This is a genomic window from Pseudomarimonas salicorniae, assembly GCF_023156535.1.
GTDB lineage: Bacteria > Pseudomonadota > Gammaproteobacteria > Xanthomonadales > Xanthomonadaceae > Pseudomarimonas > Pseudomarimonas salicorniae.
In genome coordinates, this window is the sequence record NZ_JALNMH010000005.1 from 62,088 (window position 1) to 83,677 (window position 21,590).

The following is a 21,590-nucleotide window of genomic DNA, read 5'->3' on the forward strand; positions in this document are numbered from 1 at the left end:
AAGCCCGAACGGGATCGCCCCGCCCACCCGTGCTAGCCTGCGCCGCCCCAGCGCTGTGGAGGTCGCCCGTGCAGGCGAGCCGTGTCGATCAGCCCGACGCATCCCCGCGGGAGAAGACCGTGCACTGCCCCCTTTGCGCCTCGACCGCGATCGACGCCCACGCCGAGGCAGCGGCTCGGCGCTTCTATCGCTGCCGGGACTGCACCCTGGTCTTCGTCGACCCGGCCCAGCGCCTGGATCCGCAGGCCGAGGCCGACTACTACCGGCTGCACCGCAATGACCCGGACGACCCCGGCTACCGGCGCTTCGTCGCGCCGCTGGTCGAGGCGCTCCGGACACGCCTGGCTCCCGCGTCGGAGGGCCTCGACTTCGGCTGCGGCCCGGGCTCGGCGCCGGCGGCGATGCTGCGCGAGGCCGGGCACCGGGTAACCGGCTACGATCCGCAGTTCGCGCCCGGCGCCGACGCGCTGCGGCGGCAGTACGACTTCGTGGTGGTCTGCGAGGTCGCCGAGCACCTGCAGGCCCCGGCCGCGGTGTTCGCGATGCTGCGCGGGCGGCTGCGCCGCGGAGGCGTGATCGGGGTCAAGACCGGATTCGTCCCCGAGCCTGAGCGCTTCGTCCGCTGGCACTACCTGCGCGATCCGACCCACGTGGTGCTGTTCTCCCCGACCAGCATCGAGTGGCTGGCCGCCCAACTGGAGCTGGAATGCATGCTGTACCCCGAACACGGCGTTGCGCTGCTGGCCGCCCCCGCCTGAACGGCAGCGGGCCGGGCCGAGTACTTGCTCGGTGCGTCTCGGGTAGACTCCGCCGCCCTTCCCTCGCGCGCACGCCCTCAGTCGCGCGCCATCGAAAGGACTTTCCGTGATTCGAATGATGCCGCTGCGCCAGCAATGGTTCGGCAACGTCCGCGGCGACGTGCTCTCCGGGCTGGTGGTCGCGCTTGCCCTGATTCCCGAGGCGATCGCCTTCTCGATCATCGCCGGCGTCGATCCCAAGGTCGGCCTCTACGCCTCCTTCTGCATCGCCGTGGTGATCGCCTTCACCGGCGGCAGGCCCGGAATGATCTCCGCCGCCACCGGCGCGATGGCCCTGCTGATGGTCGGCCTGGTCAAGGAGCACGGCCTGCAGTACCTGCTCGCCGCCACCCTGCTGACCGGCCTGCTGCAGATCGGCGCCGGGCTGCTGAAACTCGGCGACCTGATGCGCTTCGTATCGCGCTCGGTGATCACCGGCTTCGTCAATGCGCTGGCGATCCTGATCTTCCTCGCCCAGCTGCCCGAGCTGATCGGCGTGCCGTGGACGGTCTATGTGGTCACCGCGGCCGGGCTGGGCATCATCTACGGCTTTCCGTATCTCACCCGCGCCATTCCCTCGCCGCTGGTCGCGATCGTGGTGCTGACCATTGTCTCGATCCTGCTCGGCCTCGACATCCGCACCGTCGGCGACATGGGCGAGCTGCCGGACAGCCTGCCGGTCTTCCTCTGGCCGGACGTGCCCCTGAACCTCGAGACCCTGGCCATCATCTTCCCGGTGTCGGCAACCATGGCCGTGGTCGGCCTGCTCGAGTCCCTGCTGACCGCGCAGATCGTCGACGACCTCACCGACACGCCCAGCGACAAGAACCGCGAGGCCTCGGGACAGGGCGTGGCCAACATCGCCGCCGGGCTGATGGGCGGCATGGCCGGCTGCGCGATGATCGGCCAGTCGGTGATCAACGTGAAGTCCGGCGGCCGCGGCCGGCTCTCGACCCTGACCGCGGGCGTGGTCCTGCTGCTGATGGTGGTCTTCGCCAGCGACTGGGTGCGGCAGATCCCGATGGGCGCCCTGGTCGCGGTGATGATCATGGTCTCGATCGGCACCTTCAGCTGGGCCTCCATCCGCGACCTGCGCACCCATCCGCGCAGTTCGAGCATCGTCATGCTGGCCACGGTGGTGGTCACCGTGGCCACCCACGACCTCGCCAAGGGCGTGTTCACCGGCGTGCTGCTCTCGGCCCTGTTCTTTGCCCGCAAGGTCGGTCAGGTGCTGCACGTGGCCTCGGCGTCCACAGACGGCGGCCGCGCCCGCCACTACGTGGTCACCGGCCAGGTGTTCTTCGCCTCGGCCAACGCCTTCGTCGCCGGCTTCGACTTCCGTGAGGCGGTGGAGCGGGTGCGCATCGACGTCAGCCGCGCCCACTTCTGGGACCTGTCGGCGGTCGGCGCGCTGGATCGGGTAGTGTTGAAGTTCCGCCGCGAAGGCACCGATGTCGAGCTGGTCGGCATGAACGAGGCCAGCGCGACCCTGGTCGAGCGGCTCGGCGTGCATGACAAGCCGGACGCCGTCGCCCGACTCTCCGAGCACTGAGGAGGCCGTCATGAGCCACCCGCTGATCCACGCCGCCGGCCATGTCTGCGCCGCCATCGACGCCTCGGTCTATGCCGACAGCGTCACCCGCCTCGCCGCCTGGGCGGCGCAGCGCACCGGTGCCCCGCTCGACCTGCTGCACGTGATCGACCGCAATCCCGAAGCGGCCACCGCCGCGGCGGTCGACTTCAGCGGCAACCTTGCGCTCGGCGCCCGTGAGCTCTTGCTGGAGGAGCTGACCCGGCTCGACGAGCAGCGCGGCAAGCTTGCCCAGAAGCAGGGCCGCGCCCTGCTCGAGCGCGCCGCTGCCTGTGCCCGCGAGGCCGGCAGCGAGCCGCGCGAGCAGCGCCTGCTGCATGGCTCGCTGGTCGAGACACTTACCGGCATCGAACCGGAAGTGCGTCTGTTCGTGATCGGCAAGCGCGGCGAGCACGCCGACTTCGCCAAGGGCCATCTTGGCGGCAACCTCGAGCGCGTGGTCCGGGCCGTGCACCGCCCGGTGCTGGTCGCCGCCCGCGAGTTCCGCCCGATCCGCCACGTCATGATCGCCTTTGACGGCAGCCCGACCACCCGTCGCTGCGTCGAGATGGTCGCCGCCAGCCCGCTGTTCGAATCCCTGCAGCTGAGCCTGCTGCTGGTCGGCGCGGCAAGCAGCGAGAACAGCGCCCACCTCGACTGGGCCGAGCGGACCCTGCAGCAAGCCGGCCTCGCCCCGCGCTGCCTGCGCCTGGAAGGCAATGTCGAAGAGGTCATCGCCCGCCGCGTGCGCGAGGACTCGGTGGACCTGCTGGTGATGGGCGCCTATGGCCACTCGCGCATCCGCCAGCTGATCATCGGCAGCGCCACCACCACCATGTTGCGCACCTGCCTGGTGCCGGTCCTGCTGCTGCGCTGAGCGTTCGCGCACTGCCGAGCGGCAACCAAGGGCGCGAAGCAGACGTACCGCAGAACCCGAATGTATGAGCCAGCTTGCTGGCGAACGTCCCATCCGGGGCGCCTATCGTCAGCAAGCTGGCTCCTACGTGCGACGGTGCTGCCAGGTCCGGTTTGTGCCGCGAGGCAGGCCTTGCCGCAGTCAAATTGTGGGAGTGCCCTTGGGCGCGACCGCGGAGATCCGCTCTGGCCGCGGTGTGTGGTGAATCCGATACGCCGCGGTCGCGCCCAAGGACGCTCCCACAGTCGTGCTTCGTTGCGCGTCGGCGAAGCCCCATAGGGTGTGCCTTGGCGCACCGATACGGGCGTTCGGGCGGTATGCCCGGTGCGGCAAGCCGCACCCTATGAATGTCTGCTTCGCGCCCTCACCTGCCCCAGACAATCACCTCGGCAGGTAGGCCCTCAGGAAGAAATCCACCACGCTGTCGATGTGGGCGCGGCATTCGCGCGCGGCGAGGCGTTCGCAGCAGCCGACGATCAGCTGGGTGTGATGCTCGCCCTTGAGCAGGCAGAAGAAGTGGATCGCGGCGCGGTGGGTGTCCGGCACGTCGAGCACGCCGGCGGCGTGGGCGCGTTTAAGGAATCCTTCCAGCGCATCGATGGTGCGCTTGGGCCCGGCTTCGTAGAAGCGCTTGGCAAGGCCGGTGTCGGTCATCGCCCTGGCGGCGAGGGTGCGGTGCAGCTGGACGGCCTCGTCGCTGCTGATCAGGGCGTGGAAGGCGTGGCCGATCCCGCGCAGCTGTTCGCCGATCGGCTGCTCGCCGGGGCGCACCTCGAACACGGAGGGTGGCAGCAGCTCCTCGCAGCGGCACTTCACCGCTTCGGCGAAGAGGTTTTCCTTGTCACTGAAGTGGTTGTAGACGGTGAGCTTGGACACCCCGGCCTCGGCCGCGATGGCTTCCATGCTGACCCCGTCGTAGCCGCGCTGCGGAAACAGCTGCTTGGCGGCCTCCAGGATGGCGGCCTTCTTCTCCAGATCCTTGGGTCGGCCGGGCCCCGGCTGGGGGCGGCGGACGGTGCGGCGGACGGGGGTGACTTCTGGCATCTGGAATACTGGACTGATGGGTTCTTTAATTTTAGTATACCGGACAGTTCAATTTCCACCCACGTCCCCCACGCCGGGCGCCGGCGTCAAGGATCCTCGCATGAATCTCCCGCTCCGTCCCCGACTGCCGTTCCACTCCGTTGCCTGGCTGGTGCTCGCCATGGCGCTGGCTGGATGCGCCGGCGACCAGGGCGGCGAGCCCGAGGCGCGGCCGGCGATGGTGGTCCGGCCCGAGCCGGCCAGCAGCACCTTCAGCGTGTTTCCCGGCGAGGTACGCGCCCGGGAGGAAACCGCGCTCGGTTTCCGGGTCGGCGGCAAGATCGCCCGCCGCCTGGTCGATGTCGGAGATCGGGTCAAGGCCGGGCAGCTGCTGGCCGAGCTGGACCCGGATGACCTGTCCCTGCAGGCCGAGGCCGCCCGCGCCCAGCTGCGCGCCGCCCAGGCCGATCTCGAACAGGCCCGCAACGAACTTGAGCGGCACCGGACCCTGCTTGATCGGAAGCTGATCTCGGCCTCGCTGTTCGAGGCCCGCGAGACGGCCTTCAAGGCCGCCGAGGCCCGCGTCGGCCAGGCCCGGGCGCAGATGGACGTGGCCCGGAACCAGGCCACCTACACCCGGCTGCAGGCCAATGCCGACGGCGTGATCGCCCAGCGCCTCGCCGAGGCCGGCCAGGTGGTGGCCGCCGGACAGACGGTTTTCGTGCTGGCCGCGGACGGCGAGCGCGAAATCGCCATCAGCCTGCCGGAGTCGGCAATCGACCGGTACCGCGTCGGCATGCCGGTGCTGGTCAGCCTGTGGTCGGACCCCGACATGCGCCTGGCGGGTACCCTGCGCGAGCTGTCGCCCGCCGCCGATGCGAATGCCCGCACCTACGCCGCACGCATCCAGCTGGAGGGCGCCGCAGCCGGCATCGAACTGGGCCAGAGCGCGCGGGCGATCTTCGCCCAGGCCGGCGCCCAGGCCCTGGCCGTGCCGCTGCCGGCGGTGACCGCGGATGCCGGCCGCCACTATGTCTGGGTGGTCGACCCGCAGACCCTCGCCGTGCAGCGGCGCGAGGTCAGCATCGGGCCCTTCCTCGACCAGGCCGTGCCGGTCACCTCGGGTCTTGAGGCCGGCGAATGGGTGGTCGCCGCCGGCGTGCACCTGCTGCGAGAAGGCCAGAAGGTCCGCCCGGTAGACCGCGACAACCGCCCCGTCGCGCCGGCCGCCGGCGCCTGAGGTCCACCCATGTCCTCTTCCTTCAACCTTTCCGAGTGGGCGCTGCGCAACCGCTCGCTGGTGCTCTACGCGATGCTCCTGCTCGGCGTCGTCGGGATCCTCTCCTACACCAAGCTTGGCCAGAGCGAGGATCCACCGTTCACCTTCAAGGTCATGGTGGTCAGGACCCTGTGGCCCGGAGCCACCGCCGAGGAGGTCTCGCGCCAGGTCACCGAACGCATCGAGAAGAAGCTGATGCAGACCGGGCAGTACCAGTTCATCCGCGCCTACTCGCGGCCCGGTGAGTCGCAGATCCTCTACGTCGCCCCGGACGACATGGTCTCCGAGGACATCCCCGACCTCTGGTACCAGGTCCGCAAGAAGGTCACCGATATCCGCCACGAGCTGCCCGAGGGCACGATCGGTCCGTTCTTCAATGACGAGTTCGGCGACACCTACGGCAACATCTACGCGCTGACCGGCGAAGGCTTCGACTACGCCACGCTCCGCGACTACGCCGAGCGACTGCAGCTCGAACTGCAGCGGGTGAAGGACGTCGCCAAGGTCGAGCTGATCGGCCTGCAGGAAGAAAAGATCTACATCGAGATCAGCAACACCAAGCTGGCCACGCTGGGCGTGCCGCTGCCCGCCGTGCAGCAGGCCCTCGACGAGCAGAATGCCATCGTCCCCGCCGGCTTTTTCGAGACCGTCAGCGAGCGCGTGCAGATGCGCGTATCGGGCCGCTTCGACGATGTCGAGGCGATCCGCCAGTTTCCCATCCGGGTCGGCGACCGCACCTTCACCATAGGCGACGTCGGCGAGGTGCGCCGTGGCTTCTCCGATCCGCCCGCGCCACGCATGCGCTTCATGGGCGAGGATGCCATCGGCATCGCGGTGTCGATGCGCAAGGGCGGCGACATCATCCAGCTCGGCGATCGACTGGAAACCGAGTTCGCCCGCCTGCAGGGCACGCTGCCGATCGGCATGGCGCTGGACAAGGTCAGCGACCAGCCCGCCGCGGTGCGCGCCTCGGTCGGCGAGTTCGTCCAGGTGCTGTTCGAGGCGGTCGCCATCGTCCTCGTGGTGAGCTTTTTCTCCCTCGGCTTCCGCACCGGCCTGGTGGTCGCGCTGTCGATCCCGCTGGTGCTGGCGATGACCTTCGCCGCCATGCACTACTTCGGCATCGGCCTGCACAAGATCTCGCTCGGCGCCCTGGTGCTGGCCCTGGGCCTGCTGGTCGACGACGCCATCATCGCCGTGGAGATGATGGCGGTGAAGATGGAGCAGGGCTTCGATCGCCTGCGCGCAGCCGGCTTTGCCTGGCAGACCACGGCCTTTCCGATGCTCACCGGCACCCTGGTGACCGCGGCCGGCTTCCTGCCGATCGCCACCGCCAACAGCAGCACCGGCGAGTACACCCGTTCGATCTTCCAGGTGGTGACCCTGGCCCTGCTGGTCAGCTGGATCGCCGCCGTGGTCTTCGTCCCCTACCTGGGTGACAAGCTGCTGCCGGATCTCGCCGGCAAGCATGACGGCGGCCGCGACCCCTACCAGACCCGCTTCTACCAGCGCTTCCGCGGCTGGGTGGAATGGTGTGTGGAGCACCGCAAGACGGTGATCCTGGCCACCGTGCTGCTGTTCATCGCCTCCGTCGCGGCCTTCCGCTTCGTGCCGCAGCAGTTCTTTCCGGCCTCGACGCGGCTTGAGCTGATGGTCGACTTCCGGCTGGCCGAGGGCTCCTCGTTGCGCGCCACCGAGGGCCAGGCGGCGAAGTTCGAGGCCATGCTCGAAGGCCGCGAGGGCATCGTCAACCACGTCGCCTACATCGGCACCGGCTCGCCACGCTTCTACCTGCCGCTGGACCAGCAGCTGCCGGCGGCCAACTTTGCCCAGTTCGTCATCCTCACCGAGGACATCGAGGCCCGCGAGGCGACCCGACGCTGGCTGATCGACCTGTTCGCCCGCGACTTCCCGACCCTGCAGGCCCGGGTGACCCGGCTGGAAAACGGCCCGCCGGTCGGCTTCCCGATCCAGCTGCGCGTGTCGGGCGAGCACACCGACCGCGTCCGGCAGATCGCCCGCGCCCTGTCCGACGAGGTCCGCAAGCATCCGGCGGTCACCAACGTCTCGCTTGACTGGGACGAACCGAGCAAGGTGATCCGGGTCGAGATCGACCAGGAGCGCGCCCGCGTGCTCGGCGTCAGCTCGGCCCAGGTGGCGACCTTCATCCGCGGATCGCTGTCCGGGAACTCGGTCAGCCAGTACCGCGAGGACAACCAGCTGATCGAGATCCTGCTCCGTGGCCCCGCCGAGGAGCGCGAGAAGATGAGCCTGATCGGCAGCCTGTCGGTGCCGACCGCCAATGGCCAGAGCATCCCGCTGAGCCAGATTGCCACGCTTGAGTACGGCTTCGAGGACGGCGTGATCTGGCACCGCAACCAGCTGCCGACGATCACCGTGCGCGGCGACATCTACGGCAACGAGCAGCCGGCCAGCGTCGTGGCCGACCTGAAGCCGGTGCTCGACCGTTTCCGCGACGCGCTGCCGGAAGGTTTCCTGCTCGAGGTCGGCGGCACCATCGAGGACTCGGCCCGCGGCCAGCGCTCGGTCAACGCGGGCGTGCCGCTCTTCGTGGTCGCGGTGCTCACCCTGCTGATGCTGCAGCTGCGCTCCATGTCGCGCACCCTGCTGGTCTTCCTCACCGCGCCGCTCGGCCTGATTGGCGTGGTGCTGTTCCTGCTGGTGTTCCGGGTGCCCTTCGGCTTCGTCGCGATGCTCGGCACCATCGCCCTGTCCGGCATGATCATGCGCAACGCGGTGATCCTGGTCGACCAGATCGAACAGGACATCGCCGAGGGCGTCGAGCGCGGGCGCGCCATCGTCGAAGCTACCGTGCGCCGCTTCCGGCCGATCGTGCTCACCGCGCTGGCCGCGGTGCTGGCCATGATCCCGCTTTCGCGCAGCGTGTTCTTCGGCCCGATGGCCGTGGCCATCATGGGCGGCCTGATCGTCGCCACCGCCCTGACCCTGCTCTTCCTGCCCGCGCTCTACGCGGCCTGGTTCCGGGTCAAGCCGGCGACGCGCTGAGACTGGGCGCCGGGTACCCTGCGACCCGCAGCGCCCGGGTCGCCGTCGGCAACATCGGGCGCGAAGGTCGCGTTCGCCGCAGCCTCGGATGAGCGGGCTTTGTAGGAGCGGACATGGCCGCGACCGCGGAGGTTCGCTTTGGCCACAGTCTGTGGTGGGCTCGCCACGCCGCGGTCGCGCCCATGTGCGCTTCTACAGTCGGGCTTCGTTGGGCTTCAGCGAAGTCCCATAGGGTGCGCGTTGGGCGCACCGACACGGGCGTTCGCACGGTACGCCCGGTTCGGCCAGCCGCACCCTATGAATGTCTTCTTCGCGCCCAGGCCGCGCATCAGCGCCCGCAGCGTCGCGCCTGGAACCACCTGGCGAGCGTGAACTCGGCGCGTTCGATGCGGCCGTCATCATTTCCGTCCAGACGCGCAAGCCGCGGTCGGGCCTCGATCTCTGCGCCGGACAGGACGCCATCTCGATCGGCATCAAGCAGGGCGAAGCGCCGGTCCAGTGCCTCCTCGCGCAGGGCCCTGCGCTGCTCGGCGTAGGCCTTGAATTCGTCGCGGTCGATCAGGCCGTCGCCGCTGCGGTCGATCAAGGGAAACTGCTGGGCCAGGCGCGGCACCAGCGCCGCCTCCTCACGACTGATGCGTTGGTCCCGGTTGCTGTCCAGGCGCTTGGCGATGGCGCCGCGATCGGGATGGGCGAACGCCGCGCCGGTGACCAGCGAAAGCGCCGCTGCGGCGGCGACAAGGAATCGGGTGTCCATGGCTTGCTCCGTCTGGGGGTTGCCCCTGTTTCAACGCGCGGAGCGCCTGGTGGTTGACGCGGGTTGGGGAGACGGGAATCGAGAGCGTCGACGCTGCGGCAGGATCGGGTTGCAGGCCATGATCAGGTATCGCCGGATCGCTATGCTATGCAGGGCTGCAGACGTTCGGGATGAGTTATCGAGAGTCGAACGCCGTCGCAGTGTGCCGTTCGCAGTTCGATACCTCACTGCGAACGGAATGTGGCTCTACCGCAGCACCCGAGCTCAATCCCTCGGCGCGCTTCGGCACTCGGTCCGAGCGCAGACCGAACGCCACGATCCACCGCACCCACCACCGTACGGGCTGAGGTATCGAAGCCCGAACGCTTCCTCAGTGGGCCGTTCGCAGTTCGATACCTCACTGCGAACGGATTGCGGAGTACGGATTCACCTCAGCTCGGGACCCGAAGGCCTTCACGTCCCGACCCACCGGTGCTCAGCGCTCTAGGGAGACTCTGAACAAGTCCAGCGCCCCGCGCCGGAGGCTGTGCAGCCGGCCAGCAAGGCGCGCGTCGCAGGGCGTGGTGGTGCCACGGCCAAGACGCGCAACGCGGCTGGATGGCTGCACAATCCCGGCCCGGAGGGTTGCCACGGTGTGCGCCCGCACCTGCGTTGGCCACCTTGAACGTGGCACCACCACGTCCTGCGGCGTCCGCCTTGGTGCGAACGCACACCGTGGCAACGCGGGGCACGGGACCTATTCAGAGGCTCCCTAGCAGCCCGCTCCGGTCACCGTGCAGCAGGCTGCGCCCCGCTACCTTGCCGTCTGAGTCATAGCGCTGCTCGAAGAACCACCAGCGGCCGTCGCGACGGCGGAAGACCAGGCTGCTGCAGCGGGTACCGTAGACCCCCAGTGAAACGAAGGGCGGAGACAGTGCGCGCTCGCGTTCGAGGCCAATGCCGGTATCGGGCAGCTCGGTATCGGGCGCGGGCTGGCGCCACTGCAGCGTGGCGAACAGCGCATCGCACATCAGCTGCGAGGGCGCGTCCCCAAGATCGACCAGAGCCTCGCGAAGCGCCTCTCGAAGGCGCCGTGTCTTGGGCCACGGCGTGTCGAGCTCGGCATTGGACAGGGTGTGCAGGCCAGGTGCCACCCTTGTCGCTGTCCAGCCGTCCGCATTGCCCGCATAGCCCATGGTTTCGCCATCGGTCACCAGCAGGTTGAAGCGCGCGTAGTCGGCGGCCTGCTGACCGAGCGCGTCGAGATGGCCCGGGCTGGCGAGGGCGCCGCGCAGGAAATCTTCGACCAGGGCGCCGCGGGAGCGCGGGCGGGGCGTTTCGGGCACGCCGCGGCGCACATTCGTCACCGCGGCGAACCGCCCCCGGGCGGAGATTCCCAGCCAGCGGCCGCCGGCCTGCAGGTCCGTGCCTCCGGCGATCCCGCTGGCGGCATCGAATGCCAGCGGCGCGGCCGGGCGGTCATGGAACTCATCGCGGTTGCCGGCGAGTACGAGGTCGAACTCGGCATGGGCCTTCCAGGCCAGCGCGATCAGGCACATGGGATGCGGTGGGTGGCGTCCCTCACAGCGCGAGGAAAGCCTCACGCATGCGCCGGCGCAGGGCCGCATCCGGCATGGGCCCCCGCGCGCCACCGAGGTTGTCGACGATGTGGTCGGGATTGCCGGTGCCGGTCAGGGCCACGGTGACGGCCGGATGGCCCAGAACCCATTTGATGAAGTACTGCGCCCAGCTGGTGATGCCCAGCTCGGCGGCAAAGCCGGGAAGCGGCTTGCCGCGCACACGGCTGAACAGGGCGCCCTCGGCAAACAGCCTGTTGGCCAGCACGCCCATGCCGCGCTCGGCGGCCAGCGGCAGCAGTCGGTCCTCGGCCTGCGGCTCCATGATCGAGTAGTTGATCTGCAGCACGTCGAGCCGCTCGGCGCGCATGACCCGTTCCACTTCGGGGTGGGCCTGGGTCAGGTAGTGGCTGATTCCAATCTGATCGACCAGGCCTTCCTCGCAGGCCTCGCGCAGCATGGCGAGCTGGGTGACGAGGTCGCTCAGGTTGTGAACCATCATCAGGTCGAGCCGCTCGCGGCCGAAGCGCTCGGCCTCGCGCAGGAGCTGTGCGCGGCCGGCGGCTCGGCCGCGGGTCCACACCTTGCTCGCGTAGTACAGCCGGTCGGCGACGCCGAGCTGGCGCGCCATCTCGCCCACCGCACCGGAGCTGAGCCCGTACATCGGCGAGCTGTCGACCAGCTCGCCGCCGCCTTCGACGAAGCGCTGCAGGGTCTTCCTGGCGTCCTCCCAGTCCGGGCTGCCCGACGGGTGGTCGAAGGTGCGCCAGGTGCCCAGCCCGAGCGCAGCCACCGGACGCCCCCGCCCCAGTCGGCGACGCAGCAAGCCCTCGCTGGCCGTTCCCATCCCGGGAAGCAGGGCGGCCAGGGCGGCAGCGGTGAGGAAGCTCCGCCTGTGCATCAAGCTCGTGCGTTCGGGGCCATCGGCTGAGCATACCTGCAGCCCGCATGGGCGCAAGCATCCGGGGACGCTTGGGCAAATAAACCGAACGGTTCATAAATTGGCGGATATCGCCATTACCAAGTCGGATCCGCCACTGTGTCAGGATCACCGGGAGGCGCAATCTGGCCATGCCCCGATCAAGGGGTGACAGCACGAGGACCTCCCATGAAACGCCTTCTTACGGCCGCGATCCTGACCCTCGCGGCAGCCGGCGCCGCCTCGGCGAACAGCCAGGGCAGCCTCCACCCGGTCTATGCCGAAGCCGGGCAGTTCACCGCCATGCTCGACCGCGATGCGCAGCAGTGGCGCCTCGCGCCGATCGTCGGCGAGGCCATCGATGTGCGCAGCGCCGAGCTGTGCCCGAGCACGATCCGCCCGGTACCCGGGCTCTGGCTGGTCGGCCGCGACGAGCAGGGTCAGCCGCAGCTGATCGCGCCTTCCGCCACCCTGCTGCCCGAAGGGCACAGCGGCCGCGTCGCCCTGCGTCGCTGCGACGACCCCGCCCTGCGCGAGGCCAGCGTCGAGGCCTACGGCGTGCCCGGCAAGGTGCTGGACTGGCTGGTCAGCGAGTCCGGCGCGGTGCTGGTCGATGACTGAGCGCACGGGCCGCCGGCTGGTGCTGGGCCTGCTGGCCCTGGACGGCGTCATGCTGTCCGGGCTGGCCGGCCCCACCGACCTGCTGCGCGTGGCCCAGAAGCTCGCCGAGCTGCAGGACCCGGATACCGACCTGCAGCTGCAGGCCTCATTGATCAGTGCCCGCGGCGCCAGCCACCTGCACTGCTCCTCGGGTCTGCGCATCGACGGGCTTGGCTGCCTGCCCGGTGATCCGGACGTGCTGCTGGTGCCGGCGATGATGCATGGCGGCGCCGACGACCTGATCGACAAGCTCGACGACCTGCAGCCCGAGGTCGAGCTGATCCGCGGCATGCAGCAGCGCGGCGTGCGTATCGCCAGCGCCTGCAGCGGCGCCTTCCTGCTCGCCGAGGCCGGCCTGCTCGACGGCCGCCGCGCCACCACCAGCTGGTGGCTCGACGCGGTCTTCCAGGAGCGCTACCCCAAGGTCGAGGTCGACATCCAGAAGATGATCGTCGAGGACGGCCCGATCACCACCTCGGGCGCCACCACCGCCGTGCTCAGCTACGTGCTGAGGCTGGTCGCCCAGGTGGCCGGCGAGGAGCTGGCCCAGCAGACCGCACGCATCCTGCTGCTCGACCCCGACCGCCAGAGCCAGGCGCCCTACATCAGCCAGGCCCTGCGCCAGAAACCCCGCCACTCGCTGGGCGAGCGCATCGAGACCCTGCTCCAGCAGTCTCTGGACCAGCCGCTCAGCGTCGCCGGGCTGGCCGAGAAGGCCGGCACCAGCGAACGATCCCTGCTGCGCCACTTCCGCGCCCAGTTCGGTGTGACCCCGCAGGAGCACATCCAACGCCTGCGCGTCGAACGCGCCAAGGCCCTGCTCGAAACCACCCGCCTCAGCTTCGACGAGATCGTCGAACGCTGCGGCTATTCCGACAGCGCCAGCTTCCGCAAGCTGTTCAAGCGCGCGACCACACTGACGCCGTCGGACTACCGCGAGCGGTTCCGGCTGCGGGCGCATTGAGCGGGCAGCCGGACCTCACGTCGCGCATCGCACCTATCCGGTAGTCCCAACCGTCACTCGAAGCTGCTGTCGAAAATGACGTTGACCACCACCGGATTGCTGCGCAAGAACACATCGGCGGTGGTGCCGTTGCTGTCAGCCGAAGAAAGATTGGACGCCTGAGAGTCGAATACCACGAACGAGCCCGAGTAGCTCAGCGACGGCCTCGCACTGTCGCCGTTGGCGTCGATGCCATTGAGGTTCTTCGACAGGCGCCGCGCGACGTTCCCACGCAGATCACGCACCACCACGTTCTTCACCGCCGGCGCCGAGCCGTCAAGCTCCGCGCCGTAGCCGCGCCGGGCCCTTGAAGTGAAGGCAATGAGCTTGCCGTCTCCAGAGATCGTGGCTTCGCCGCTTTCGGCATCGACCTGCCCACCCAGACCGTCGACGCTGACCTGGACCAGCGAGTCACGCACCGGCTCGTACAAATAGACCTCGCGGCGCGGCGCCGCGCCGGGAGCGAGCGGCTGGGTACTCTCGAAGACCAGCCGCTGCCCGGAAAAATCAAGCCGGGGCTTGCTCGCGTTCCCACTCTGACACGCCGCACCGGGAGCCGGTCGATTCACCGCACGGGTGGTGCCGGTGATCATGTTGCGCATCATCACGGAGAGGTTTCCGCTGCCGTTGTTGCAGGAAGACGCTTGGTCGGGAGCATTCTTGGCGGTGGTCTCGTAGGCCACCCAAGTGCCGCCCGCAGACACCGTGGGATTCTGCGCAAAGCCGTCCAGCGCCTCGGTGTAGGCGGAGGGGTCTACCGAGGTCACGCCCTGGGGGCGCTTGCAGGACACGCACACCTCCTGGATAGCGGTTCCCGACACCCTTCCCAACAGCACCGCCGGCTTGCCATTGCGCAACCCGGTGTAGACCACCACATCCCCGCCCGGCGCCACCTGCGGCTTGCCACCGCTGTATGGCTGCCCGGTCGCGGGATCGTTGCCGGCGCCGTTGCTTGCCCCGACCCGCACGGTGGTGCCGGTAAGCATGTTGCGCATCAGCACGCTGACGCCGCCGGTCTTCTGTCGCGCCTCGCGCTGCTTTTTCCCTTCCCCGGCCAGCTTCCCGGTCGACGTGTCATCTGCGACGAAAGCCACTACCGAGCCATCGGCCGAGACGCTGGGCTTGCCCAGCAGGGGATCGCCAAGGCCCTTGTGGAGTGCGAGCATCGGGATCAGCTTCTGCTCGTTGTCCAGGCTGACCAGATCGACGCATCCCTGGGTGGTGTCCAGGCGGAAGACGTAGAGCAGCCCGGTCGCTGGACAGGCTCCACCACCGGCACCGCAGAGCAGCGGCGGATTCGCCACGCCGGGGCAGGGAGCGTGGAGCTTGGGGTCCAGCGACTCGAACACGACGAACCGCCCCTGCGCTGCGATCTCCGCCTGCAGGCTCGGCTCGGTGGTGGCTGGCGTCAGCGTATCCACATCGGAGGCCAACTCACCGCCGAACAGCGGGTTCTCGACCAGAAACAGGTCGCTGATAATGCCATTGCCGTCGTTGGGAACGAGATTGGCCATGCTGGAACTGAACAGGAGCCAGCGGCCATCGGCGCCCAGGGCCGCGGGCGACCCCGAAACGATGGTCTGGCCGTTCGTGCCCGCGGTCAGGCGCACGGTGACCCCGGTTTCGAGGTCGCGCACGAAAAGCCCATTGAAGAGCCCCTCGTTCACGACGAAGTCTCTCACCAGGGCACCGACCGCCACGAAGCGGCCATTGGCCGACATCCGCACCCCGGTGCTCCCCGCGCTGGTCGCGCCGCGTGCCACGGCACTGCCCAGGGCCCTGCCCTGGGTATCGACGTCCACACGTACCGTCTCGCCGGTGACGCGATCGAAACGGAAGCTGGCACCAAAGGTCGACCCACCCCCCAGAAGCTGCGCAGAGTAGGCGACGAACAGCACATGCCGCCCGTCCTGGGACAGGCCCACCGGGAGGGAGTTGAGCGACAGGTTGAGCCCGAGCGCCGGGCGCGTCACCCACACCAAACTGCCGGTCTGCAGGTCCTTCAGGTAGATGTCGCGCAGCCCGTTGCCGTCGGCGGCATCGAGGGCCGACGAGGTAGTGAAGGCGACATAGCGGCCATCGCCGCTGAAGGCGTGCGGATTGCTGGAGGCCAGCGGCACGGGTTGGCCCTGCGCATTGCTGTTGGCGCGCACCACATTTCCCGTCACAAGGTCGCGGCGGAACAGGCCGAACCCGCCTCCGTCGACCACCAGTTCGGTGCTTGAGGACATCAGGACGAACCGTCCGTCGTCCGAAATCAGCGGGAACGACGCAGACTGCACGGAGCCGGGCAACCCCGCCGAGCGGCTGACGAGGCTGATGTCGTTGTTTGATCGATCCACGCGATACACATGGGTGCCGCCATTGGCATCCCCGGTCAGCTGCGCGCAGCTTTCAAAGACCAGGAAGCGACCATCCGCGGACAGGTCCGAATGCGTGGTGGCGCAGGCGCCTCCGCTGCCGCCGTAGCGCCGGGTCTGGACGGCCGAGCGGTCCCTTACGAAGACATCGGCGCCCCGGAAGGTGTCATCTCCGGTGAGGTTGTTGGCCCAGGATTCGAAGCCGATCACGCTGCCGTCGGCGCTGAGCAGGCGTCGCGCCCAGAACCCGCTGTCGAAGGTGGAATTGTTGGCGGCCCGGGCGACGTTCGCCGCCAGACGGTTCGGTCGGGAGACCAGCACGGCCTGGCCGCTAGCCACTGGAGAGCGCACGATCGCCTCGTTCAGGGCTTCTCCATCCACGGTGAACCGATGGCTGTCGCTGCCCACATGAGCAAGCACGTGCAACCCGTCGGGGCTGATCGAGGTCCGGCCCCGGGGAAGGACAGGGGGGCCGGAGGAGGCCCGGAGCGCGCTTTCCAGCACGCCGTCGGCCATGCGCCGGACCGCTGCGCCCAGCAGACCCTGGCTGCCGTCGAACACCGTCGAGCCGAATTCAAGCAGGACCCGGGCGCCGTCCGACGACAGCGCCTGGGCCAGGCTGGTCGAAAACGATCGCGCGCCGTTGATGGCGACGGTGACCAGTTCCAGCCGTGCGGGCGTGCTCTGGTCGGCACGAGTGAACACAAAGCCGTCGACGATCTGGTTCCCGGCGGGCAGGTCCGTTGTCGTCAGCGGGTCGGGGCTGGAGAACGCCACCTTTCGCCCGTCCCCCGACAGCCAGCGGAACCCGGCCCCACCGGTCATGAATGAGGTATTGAAGTCCGAACTCGACGGCGAGGCCTGTGTCCAGACCGAGCCTGGCGGGTTACTGCCATCGGCGGCCCGGGTGACCAGCTCCGTGGTGTCCTGCCCGATATCCCGCAAATAGATGTCCCGCGCTCCGTCGGTATCGCCCATCGAGGGCACATCGGCCTGGGTGGCGAAGGCGACCACGTTGCCGTCGTCGGATATCGCCATGGACTGGAAGTTGCCGACGACTCCAAACGGGGAGCTGAAGGCAATTGGATTGCCCGAGCTATCCAGGGACACCCGGACAGTCTGCTGCGCCTGCAGGTCGCGTCGATAGAGATAGCCATCGGCGCGGTCCCAGAGCAGAACGAACTGCCCGTTCCGGGACAGCACGCCGCCCCCGACCGACATCGGCTGGCCGTCAGGGCGCACATCCACGCGGCGGGTGGTACCGGCCTGGCGGTCGCGCAGGAACATGCCCACAGAGCCGGGCAGGGTCAGATCGAGGTTGGTTGAGAAGGAAAAGAACAGCACCCAACGTCCATCGGCCGAGATAGACGGCGAGTAGGAGCAGCTGCTTCCGCCCACACCCTGATCATTCACGGAGACATGCTCCAGGGTGTCGGCGCTGCTTTGAGCGTCGAAGAGGAAGATGTCGGCGCAGGTGCCGTTGTTGTCGGTCGGCACGAGATTGCTGGAGAAGTTTGCGAAGACCACAAACCGGCCGTCCGAGGATGCGTCGGGGAACCCGGACCCGGACGAGTTGGGCTGAAGGACCGCAGGCACCGCGGCCTCGGTGATCAACTCGTAGCTGGCCCCGGTCGCGTGTGGAGATCGGCCAAGCAGGCCAACCAGCGCGACAATACACAAGAAGCTCCGAACCCCATCGAACGTCGTCATCGCGAACCTCTTCTTGTCCGGCATCGAGCCGGGCACTCATGGGATGTGCCAACCGGGCCGCCAGCACCGAATCACGCTGGCGGCCTCTCGGCGGGTGCTAGCGGGCGGCGGCGTTATGCGTCGCAGGCACGAAGCCGGTCGCACCCAATGGATCGTCGATGTCGGCCTGCTCGCCCTTGGGGATCGGCGCATCGTTGGCCTGCCGGCGATACAGGATCGTCCGGTAGAAGCGGAAGGTTTCGGCGCTTGACGCCGGATCCACCCCGCTCCAGTCCCGGTTGTCCTCGATCACCCATAGCCATCGGCCCACACCGTCAGGGTCGGCCTGGCTGTTGAGCAGGGTCCATTCGCGGCGACGGTAGAACTGGGTGCACTCGCCGATGACCGGCTCACGATCGGTGACTACCTTTTCCACCATCGCGTTCGACGCGTCCGGCCCTCGGCAGCGCCGCAGGACCACGGAAGTCGAGCCGTCACGCGTCCAGTGCAGACGGAAAACAAAGGCATCGGCACCCGCGACCCGGCTGAAGGCCGGTGCGGAGCGGTCGGCAGAAAGTCGCCAGAAGAAGCTATCGCCCAACACCCTGCCGGCATTCTGCAGATAAGTCGCCGGGACATTGGCCTCCATCTCCCAGTCGTTCGTCTGCTCGACCCTCACCGCGAATTCGGAGGAGGCCGCCCGCCTGCCGTCCGCAAAATCGACCAGGGTCATGACCCGGGTGGCGCCGGGCACCGAGCGCAGGGGAATCACCCGCGCTATACGCGTCGCCGAGCTGATGACCAGCTCCCCGCGCGGTGTCACTTCCCAGCTCATCGATGCGCCGGTGTCCACTTGCGTGGCGGTATTGCCCGTCACCTCGAAACGCAGGCGTTCGACCCCGAGCTGGGAGGCGGGCGTAGTCTCCTGACGGCTCGGCAAGACCCATTCGGTGCCACGCAAGAGCTGCTCGCTGAACGGCGCGGCGGTTGGTTGGCGGATCAGGGATAGCGTCTCATCCTCCACGTTCTGTTCGTTGGGCAGATTCTCGAAGGGAAAGCTGCCCTCGATCTGGCTGCTGCGCAGCACCCGCACTTCGTCGAAAGATGCATCGATCCGGATGACCCTGATCTGCCGCGTGCGGAACTCTTGCTGGACCTGCCGCGCGCCCGAAGGAAATTGCCTGACCGGATAGCTCACCGAAATCCGCTCGCCCTCCAGCTGGGCGATCAGCTGGTCGTCGCGACACTCATAGGTGAATCGGTCCCTGCCGAAGGTGTTGACGTGCTCGCCATTCACCGGGTCGCTGATTCGAAAAACTTCGCCCGTAAAAATGTTGTACTGGCGATCGGCATCGGCCGAAATGAAAACCGCCTCGGGCTGGAAGTAGGCGCAGAAGTCTTCTCCCAGAAGACTGGCGGTTGCCGCCAGCTGCCCCGGACGCGCTTGCTCGATGGCGTTGACCTGTTCGCTCAGCAGCGTGGGAGACAACAGCACGTCAAGCGTGGAGGCTGATCCCTTGGACGACTGCCCGCTTGAGGCGTAGACGCCTCCGTTCTCGATCAACAGCTTGATGACGGCCGCGCGACGCAAGAGCTCCTCTTGGTCGAGCGCGGCGCCTTCAGCCTCAAGTTGGCATTCGGTTGCCGGAAGCGGCACTTCGCTATTCAGCATCGAAAAACGGGCCGTCGACTTGGGCGATACGGCGAGCGCCGGCACCGCTCCGGCGGAAACCGTTCCGTCGGCCTCCGCGCTTTCGGCCAGAAACCGGCGCGGCCCGAGCACCGAGGCCAACTCGATGAACTCCTGACCGTTCTCGACCAGCCCGCGCAGGCGCAACTCGATGACAGCCTCGGCGGCGCCGGCTGGCAATTGCAGCGTAAACGCCCCCTGATTGGCGGTGGCTTGATTGAGAACGGCGGCGCCCTGGCGCACCTCGACCCTGGCCTGCTGCAGCCCGGCCACGTAGCCTCTGAGGGTCAACGCCCCCTGGACTTCGAAGCCCGTGGAGTACACCCGGTCGATGCTGCAGGCCGAGTGACCGATCGCAGGGAAACAGGACAACAACGCGCCGAACGACGCGACGACGAGCGTGCGCAACATGCAGGATCTCCGAGTATGGAAGCGACAACTGGCGCGTCCTGCTTCTTCGAGTCCGAGGGCCAGCCCCTTTCCCCGGAACCGTTGCGCAACCCGCGCCCCCTCGCCAGGACGCTGCGCTGCCCGCCTTCCAAGCGAGCCTGCTCTCCGCACCGCCCCCTCTGTCAGGCTCGCCGCGCTTCAGGCCCGATCACCACCGACGGCATGACGGACGTTCCTGCGAGGGCGAGCCGAGGTTGGTCTTCGCTTGCGTGAACTGTGTCGCAGAAATTAAGGAATCTCCTGATTGACAGTCAAGATGCCACGAAAGGGCCTTCCTGGACGATTTGCGTCAGGATTGGACGCGCGCAGCCGTTCTTGCACCAAGGTCAACTGGGCGCGCTTGAATCAAGCCGGCAATGAGGCCGGGGAAGCTGCAGCCGGGGAGCCAAGGGAACGAGCCGCCTGCGCCCGCGCATCTGCGTCGACATACGTTCCAGGCCTCGCGGCAGGTCCGTTGCTTTTGGCCACCGCACGCCCCGCAATTGCAACTACATAGACGCCGTCCGACTACCGCGAGCGGTTTCGGCTGCGGGGGCGTTGAGCGGCAACTGCGCTGCGCACGCGGCCCAACAGCCCGCCTGGGCAACCCGCCCGCGAGAGTTTCTGAACGTGCCGCTTAGTCGACATCCAGTGGAGCCACTCCGGCGCCCCACTGCATGCTCCGGTTGAGCGTCTGGACTCGGCGAACTTGCATCGATAGGCGTCCGCCGCGCGGAATCCGCCAGCGACTCAATGCTTCTCCGGACATCCACCGAACTGCCGTGCATTCTGTGGAGTGCCCTCGGATGCGGGCGCGGTTCGGGCGCAAGGGAAACATCCATAGGGTGCAGCTGACCGCACCGGGCGTACCGTCTAAAGCCTGTGCCCGCGCGCCAAGTCAAACCCTATAGGATCTCGCTGACGCCCAACGAAACCCGACTGTAGGAGCGTCCTTGGGCGCGACCGCGAGTTCCGATCTGGCCGCGCTCTGAGGTGAATCCGTAGCGCCGCGGTCGCGCCCAAGGGCGCCCCCCACAATCCGACTGCGGCGAGTTCTGCTTGGCGGCGCAAAGCAGACATCCATAGGGTGCAGCTGGCCTCACCGGGCACACCGTCCGAACGCCCGAATCGGTGCGTCCAAGACTCACCCTATGGGGTTTCGTCGACGCCCGACGAAGCCCGACTGTAGGAGCGCACATGGGCGCGACCGCGGCGCGGCGTATTCACCACAGACCGCGGCCAGAGCGAATCTCCGCGGTCGCGGCCATGTCCGCTCCTATGAGGAGCCCGCCCGATCGGGGTCGGTGGCGAACTTCCGATTTGCGCCCGCAACAGACATCCCTTCGCCCTATCCGTTTGAGGCGCAACTGAAGGGCAAGGCCAACTCCTCCCGCCCAGCACATGCTGCTACCGTGACCAAACGTCGTCGAAAGGGCGCCCCCCCCGGAGGTATCGCCATGGCCGAGAACAAGACCCGGCCCACCACGGCCTCGGTGGCGGAGTTCATCGACTCGATCGAGGTGGCGCGGCGGCGCGAGGATGCGGTCACCGCGCTGGCGCTGTACCAGGACGTGACCGGGCTGCCGCCGGTGATGTGGGGGCCGTCGATCATCGGCTTCGGCTCGATGCACTACGTCTACGACAGCGGGCGCGAGGGCGACATGCCGCAGGCGGCCTTCTCGCCGCGCAAGGCCAACATGAGCTTCTACGTCGGCGACAGCTTTCCCGGTGCGGCCGGGCTTTACGCGCGGCTTGGCAAGCATCGCAAGTCGGTGGCCTGCCTCTACGTCAACAAGCTGGCCGATATCGACCTCGCCGTGCTGCGCGAGATCGTCGCCCGCGACTTCGCCCACGCCGTCGCCAGCTGCCGCGGTTAGCGCATTCCGCCAACTCGTGGATCCGCGCGCGGCGCGAC

At 68.1% G+C, this 21,590-nt stretch carries 14 protein-coding genes; 8 read left to right on the plus strand and 6 right to left on the minus strand.

What is annotated here, in order from left to right; translation table 11 throughout:
- Positions 1–119: 119 nt before the first annotated feature.
- The 3 genes from M0G41_RS07145 to M0G41_RS07155 all read left to right on the plus strand — a co-directional run bounded on the left by M0G41_RS07145 (position 120) and on the right by M0G41_RS07155 (position 3,244).
- Positions 120–758 carry a class I SAM-dependent methyltransferase gene (locus M0G41_RS07145; protein WP_248207000.1) on the plus strand — a complete coding sequence of 213 codons (639 nt, stop codon included), beginning with the start codon at positions 120–122 and terminating at the stop codon, positions 756–758.
- Between the two features lie 115 nt (positions 759–873).
- A complete protein-coding gene (locus tag M0G41_RS07150; protein WP_248207394.1) occupies positions 874–2,349 on the plus strand; it encodes a SulP family inorganic anion transporter in 1,476 nt (491 codons plus the stop codon).
- 10 nt (positions 2,350–2,359) lie between these two features.
- Entirely contained in the window at positions 2,360–3,244 is an 885-nt protein-coding gene (locus tag M0G41_RS07155) for a universal stress protein (protein ID WP_248207001.1), read from the plus strand.
- Positions 3,245–3,664: 420 nt separating this feature from the next.
- On the opposite strand, the gene M0G41_RS07160 is transcribed toward M0G41_RS07155, so the two are convergent.
- On the minus strand, positions 3,665–4,327 hold the full coding sequence (locus M0G41_RS07160) for a TetR/AcrR family transcriptional regulator (protein WP_248207004.1): 663 nt from the start codon (positions 4,325–4,327) through the stop codon (positions 3,665–3,667).
- A 100-nt stretch (positions 4,328–4,427) separates the two neighbouring features.
- On the opposite strand from M0G41_RS07160, the gene M0G41_RS07165 reads away from it, so the two are divergent.
- Positions 4,428–5,546 carry an efflux RND transporter periplasmic adaptor subunit gene (locus M0G41_RS07165; RefSeq protein ID WP_248207006.1) on the plus strand — a complete coding sequence of 373 codons (1,119 nt, stop codon included), beginning with the start codon at positions 4,428–4,430 and terminating at the stop codon, positions 5,544–5,546.
- A 9-nt stretch (positions 5,547–5,555) separates the two neighbouring features.
- Positions 5,556–8,612: an efflux RND transporter permease subunit gene (locus M0G41_RS07170; protein ID WP_248207008.1), complete on the plus strand. Its 3,057-nt coding sequence runs from the start codon at positions 5,556–5,558 to the stop codon at positions 8,610–8,612.
- A 328-nt stretch (positions 8,613–8,940) separates the two neighbouring features.
- Here M0G41_RS07170 and M0G41_RS07175 read toward each other — a convergent pair whose 3' ends face one another.
- From M0G41_RS07175 to M0G41_RS07185, 3 genes are all read right to left on the minus strand, one after another.
- Positions 8,941–9,369, minus strand: a complete 429-nt coding sequence (locus M0G41_RS07175; RefSeq protein ID WP_248207010.1) for an EF-hand domain-containing protein — start codon at positions 9,367–9,369, stop codon at positions 8,941–8,943.
- Positions 9,370–10,109: 740 nt separating this feature from the next.
- Entirely contained in the window at positions 10,110–10,907 is a 798-nt protein-coding gene (locus M0G41_RS07180; RefSeq protein ID WP_248207012.1) for an NRDE family protein, read from the minus strand.
- A gap of 22 nt (positions 10,908–10,929) precedes the next feature.
- The gene (locus tag M0G41_RS07185; RefSeq protein WP_248207014.1) at positions 10,930–11,826 is read right to left on the minus strand and encodes an aldo/keto reductase; all 897 of its coding nucleotides are present in this window, start codon (positions 11,824–11,826) and stop codon (positions 10,930–10,932) included.
- A 207-nt stretch (positions 11,827–12,033) separates the two neighbouring features.
- Here M0G41_RS07185 and M0G41_RS07190 point away from each other — a divergent pair, with 207 nt between their 5' ends.
- Complete coding sequence (locus tag M0G41_RS07190; RefSeq protein WP_248207016.1) at positions 12,034–12,465, plus strand: hypothetical protein; 432 nt, start codon at positions 12,034–12,036, stop codon at positions 12,463–12,465.
- Positions 12,458–13,468 (plus strand): GlxA family transcriptional regulator, encoded by a 1,011-nt coding sequence (locus tag M0G41_RS07195; RefSeq protein ID WP_248207017.1) that lies wholly within the window; start codon positions 12,458–12,460, stop codon positions 13,466–13,468. Before M0G41_RS07190 ends, M0G41_RS07195 begins: the two co-directional genes overlap by 8 nt.
- A 53-nt stretch (positions 13,469–13,521) precedes the next feature.
- Here the strand turns inward: M0G41_RS07195 and M0G41_RS07200 are convergent, their stop codons facing one another.
- Together M0G41_RS07200 and M0G41_RS07205 are read right to left on the minus strand one after the other, a co-directional pair.
- Positions 13,522–17,601 carry a TolB-like translocation protein gene (locus M0G41_RS07200; protein ID WP_248207018.1) on the minus strand — a complete coding sequence of 1,360 codons (4,080 nt, stop codon included), beginning with the start codon at positions 17,599–17,601 and terminating at the stop codon, positions 13,522–13,524.
- A 73-nt stretch (positions 17,602–17,674) separates the two neighbouring features.
- On the minus strand, positions 17,675–19,657 hold the full coding sequence (locus M0G41_RS07205; RefSeq protein WP_248207019.1) for a hypothetical protein: 1,983 nt from the start codon (positions 19,655–19,657) through the stop codon (positions 17,675–17,677).
- 1,475 nt (positions 19,658–21,132) lie between these two features.
- Here M0G41_RS07205 and M0G41_RS07210 point away from each other — a divergent pair.
- Entirely contained in the window at positions 21,133–21,552 is a 420-nt protein-coding gene (locus M0G41_RS07210) for a DUF1801 domain-containing protein (RefSeq protein WP_248207020.1), read from the plus strand.
- Positions 21,553–21,590: the final 38 nt, after the last annotated feature.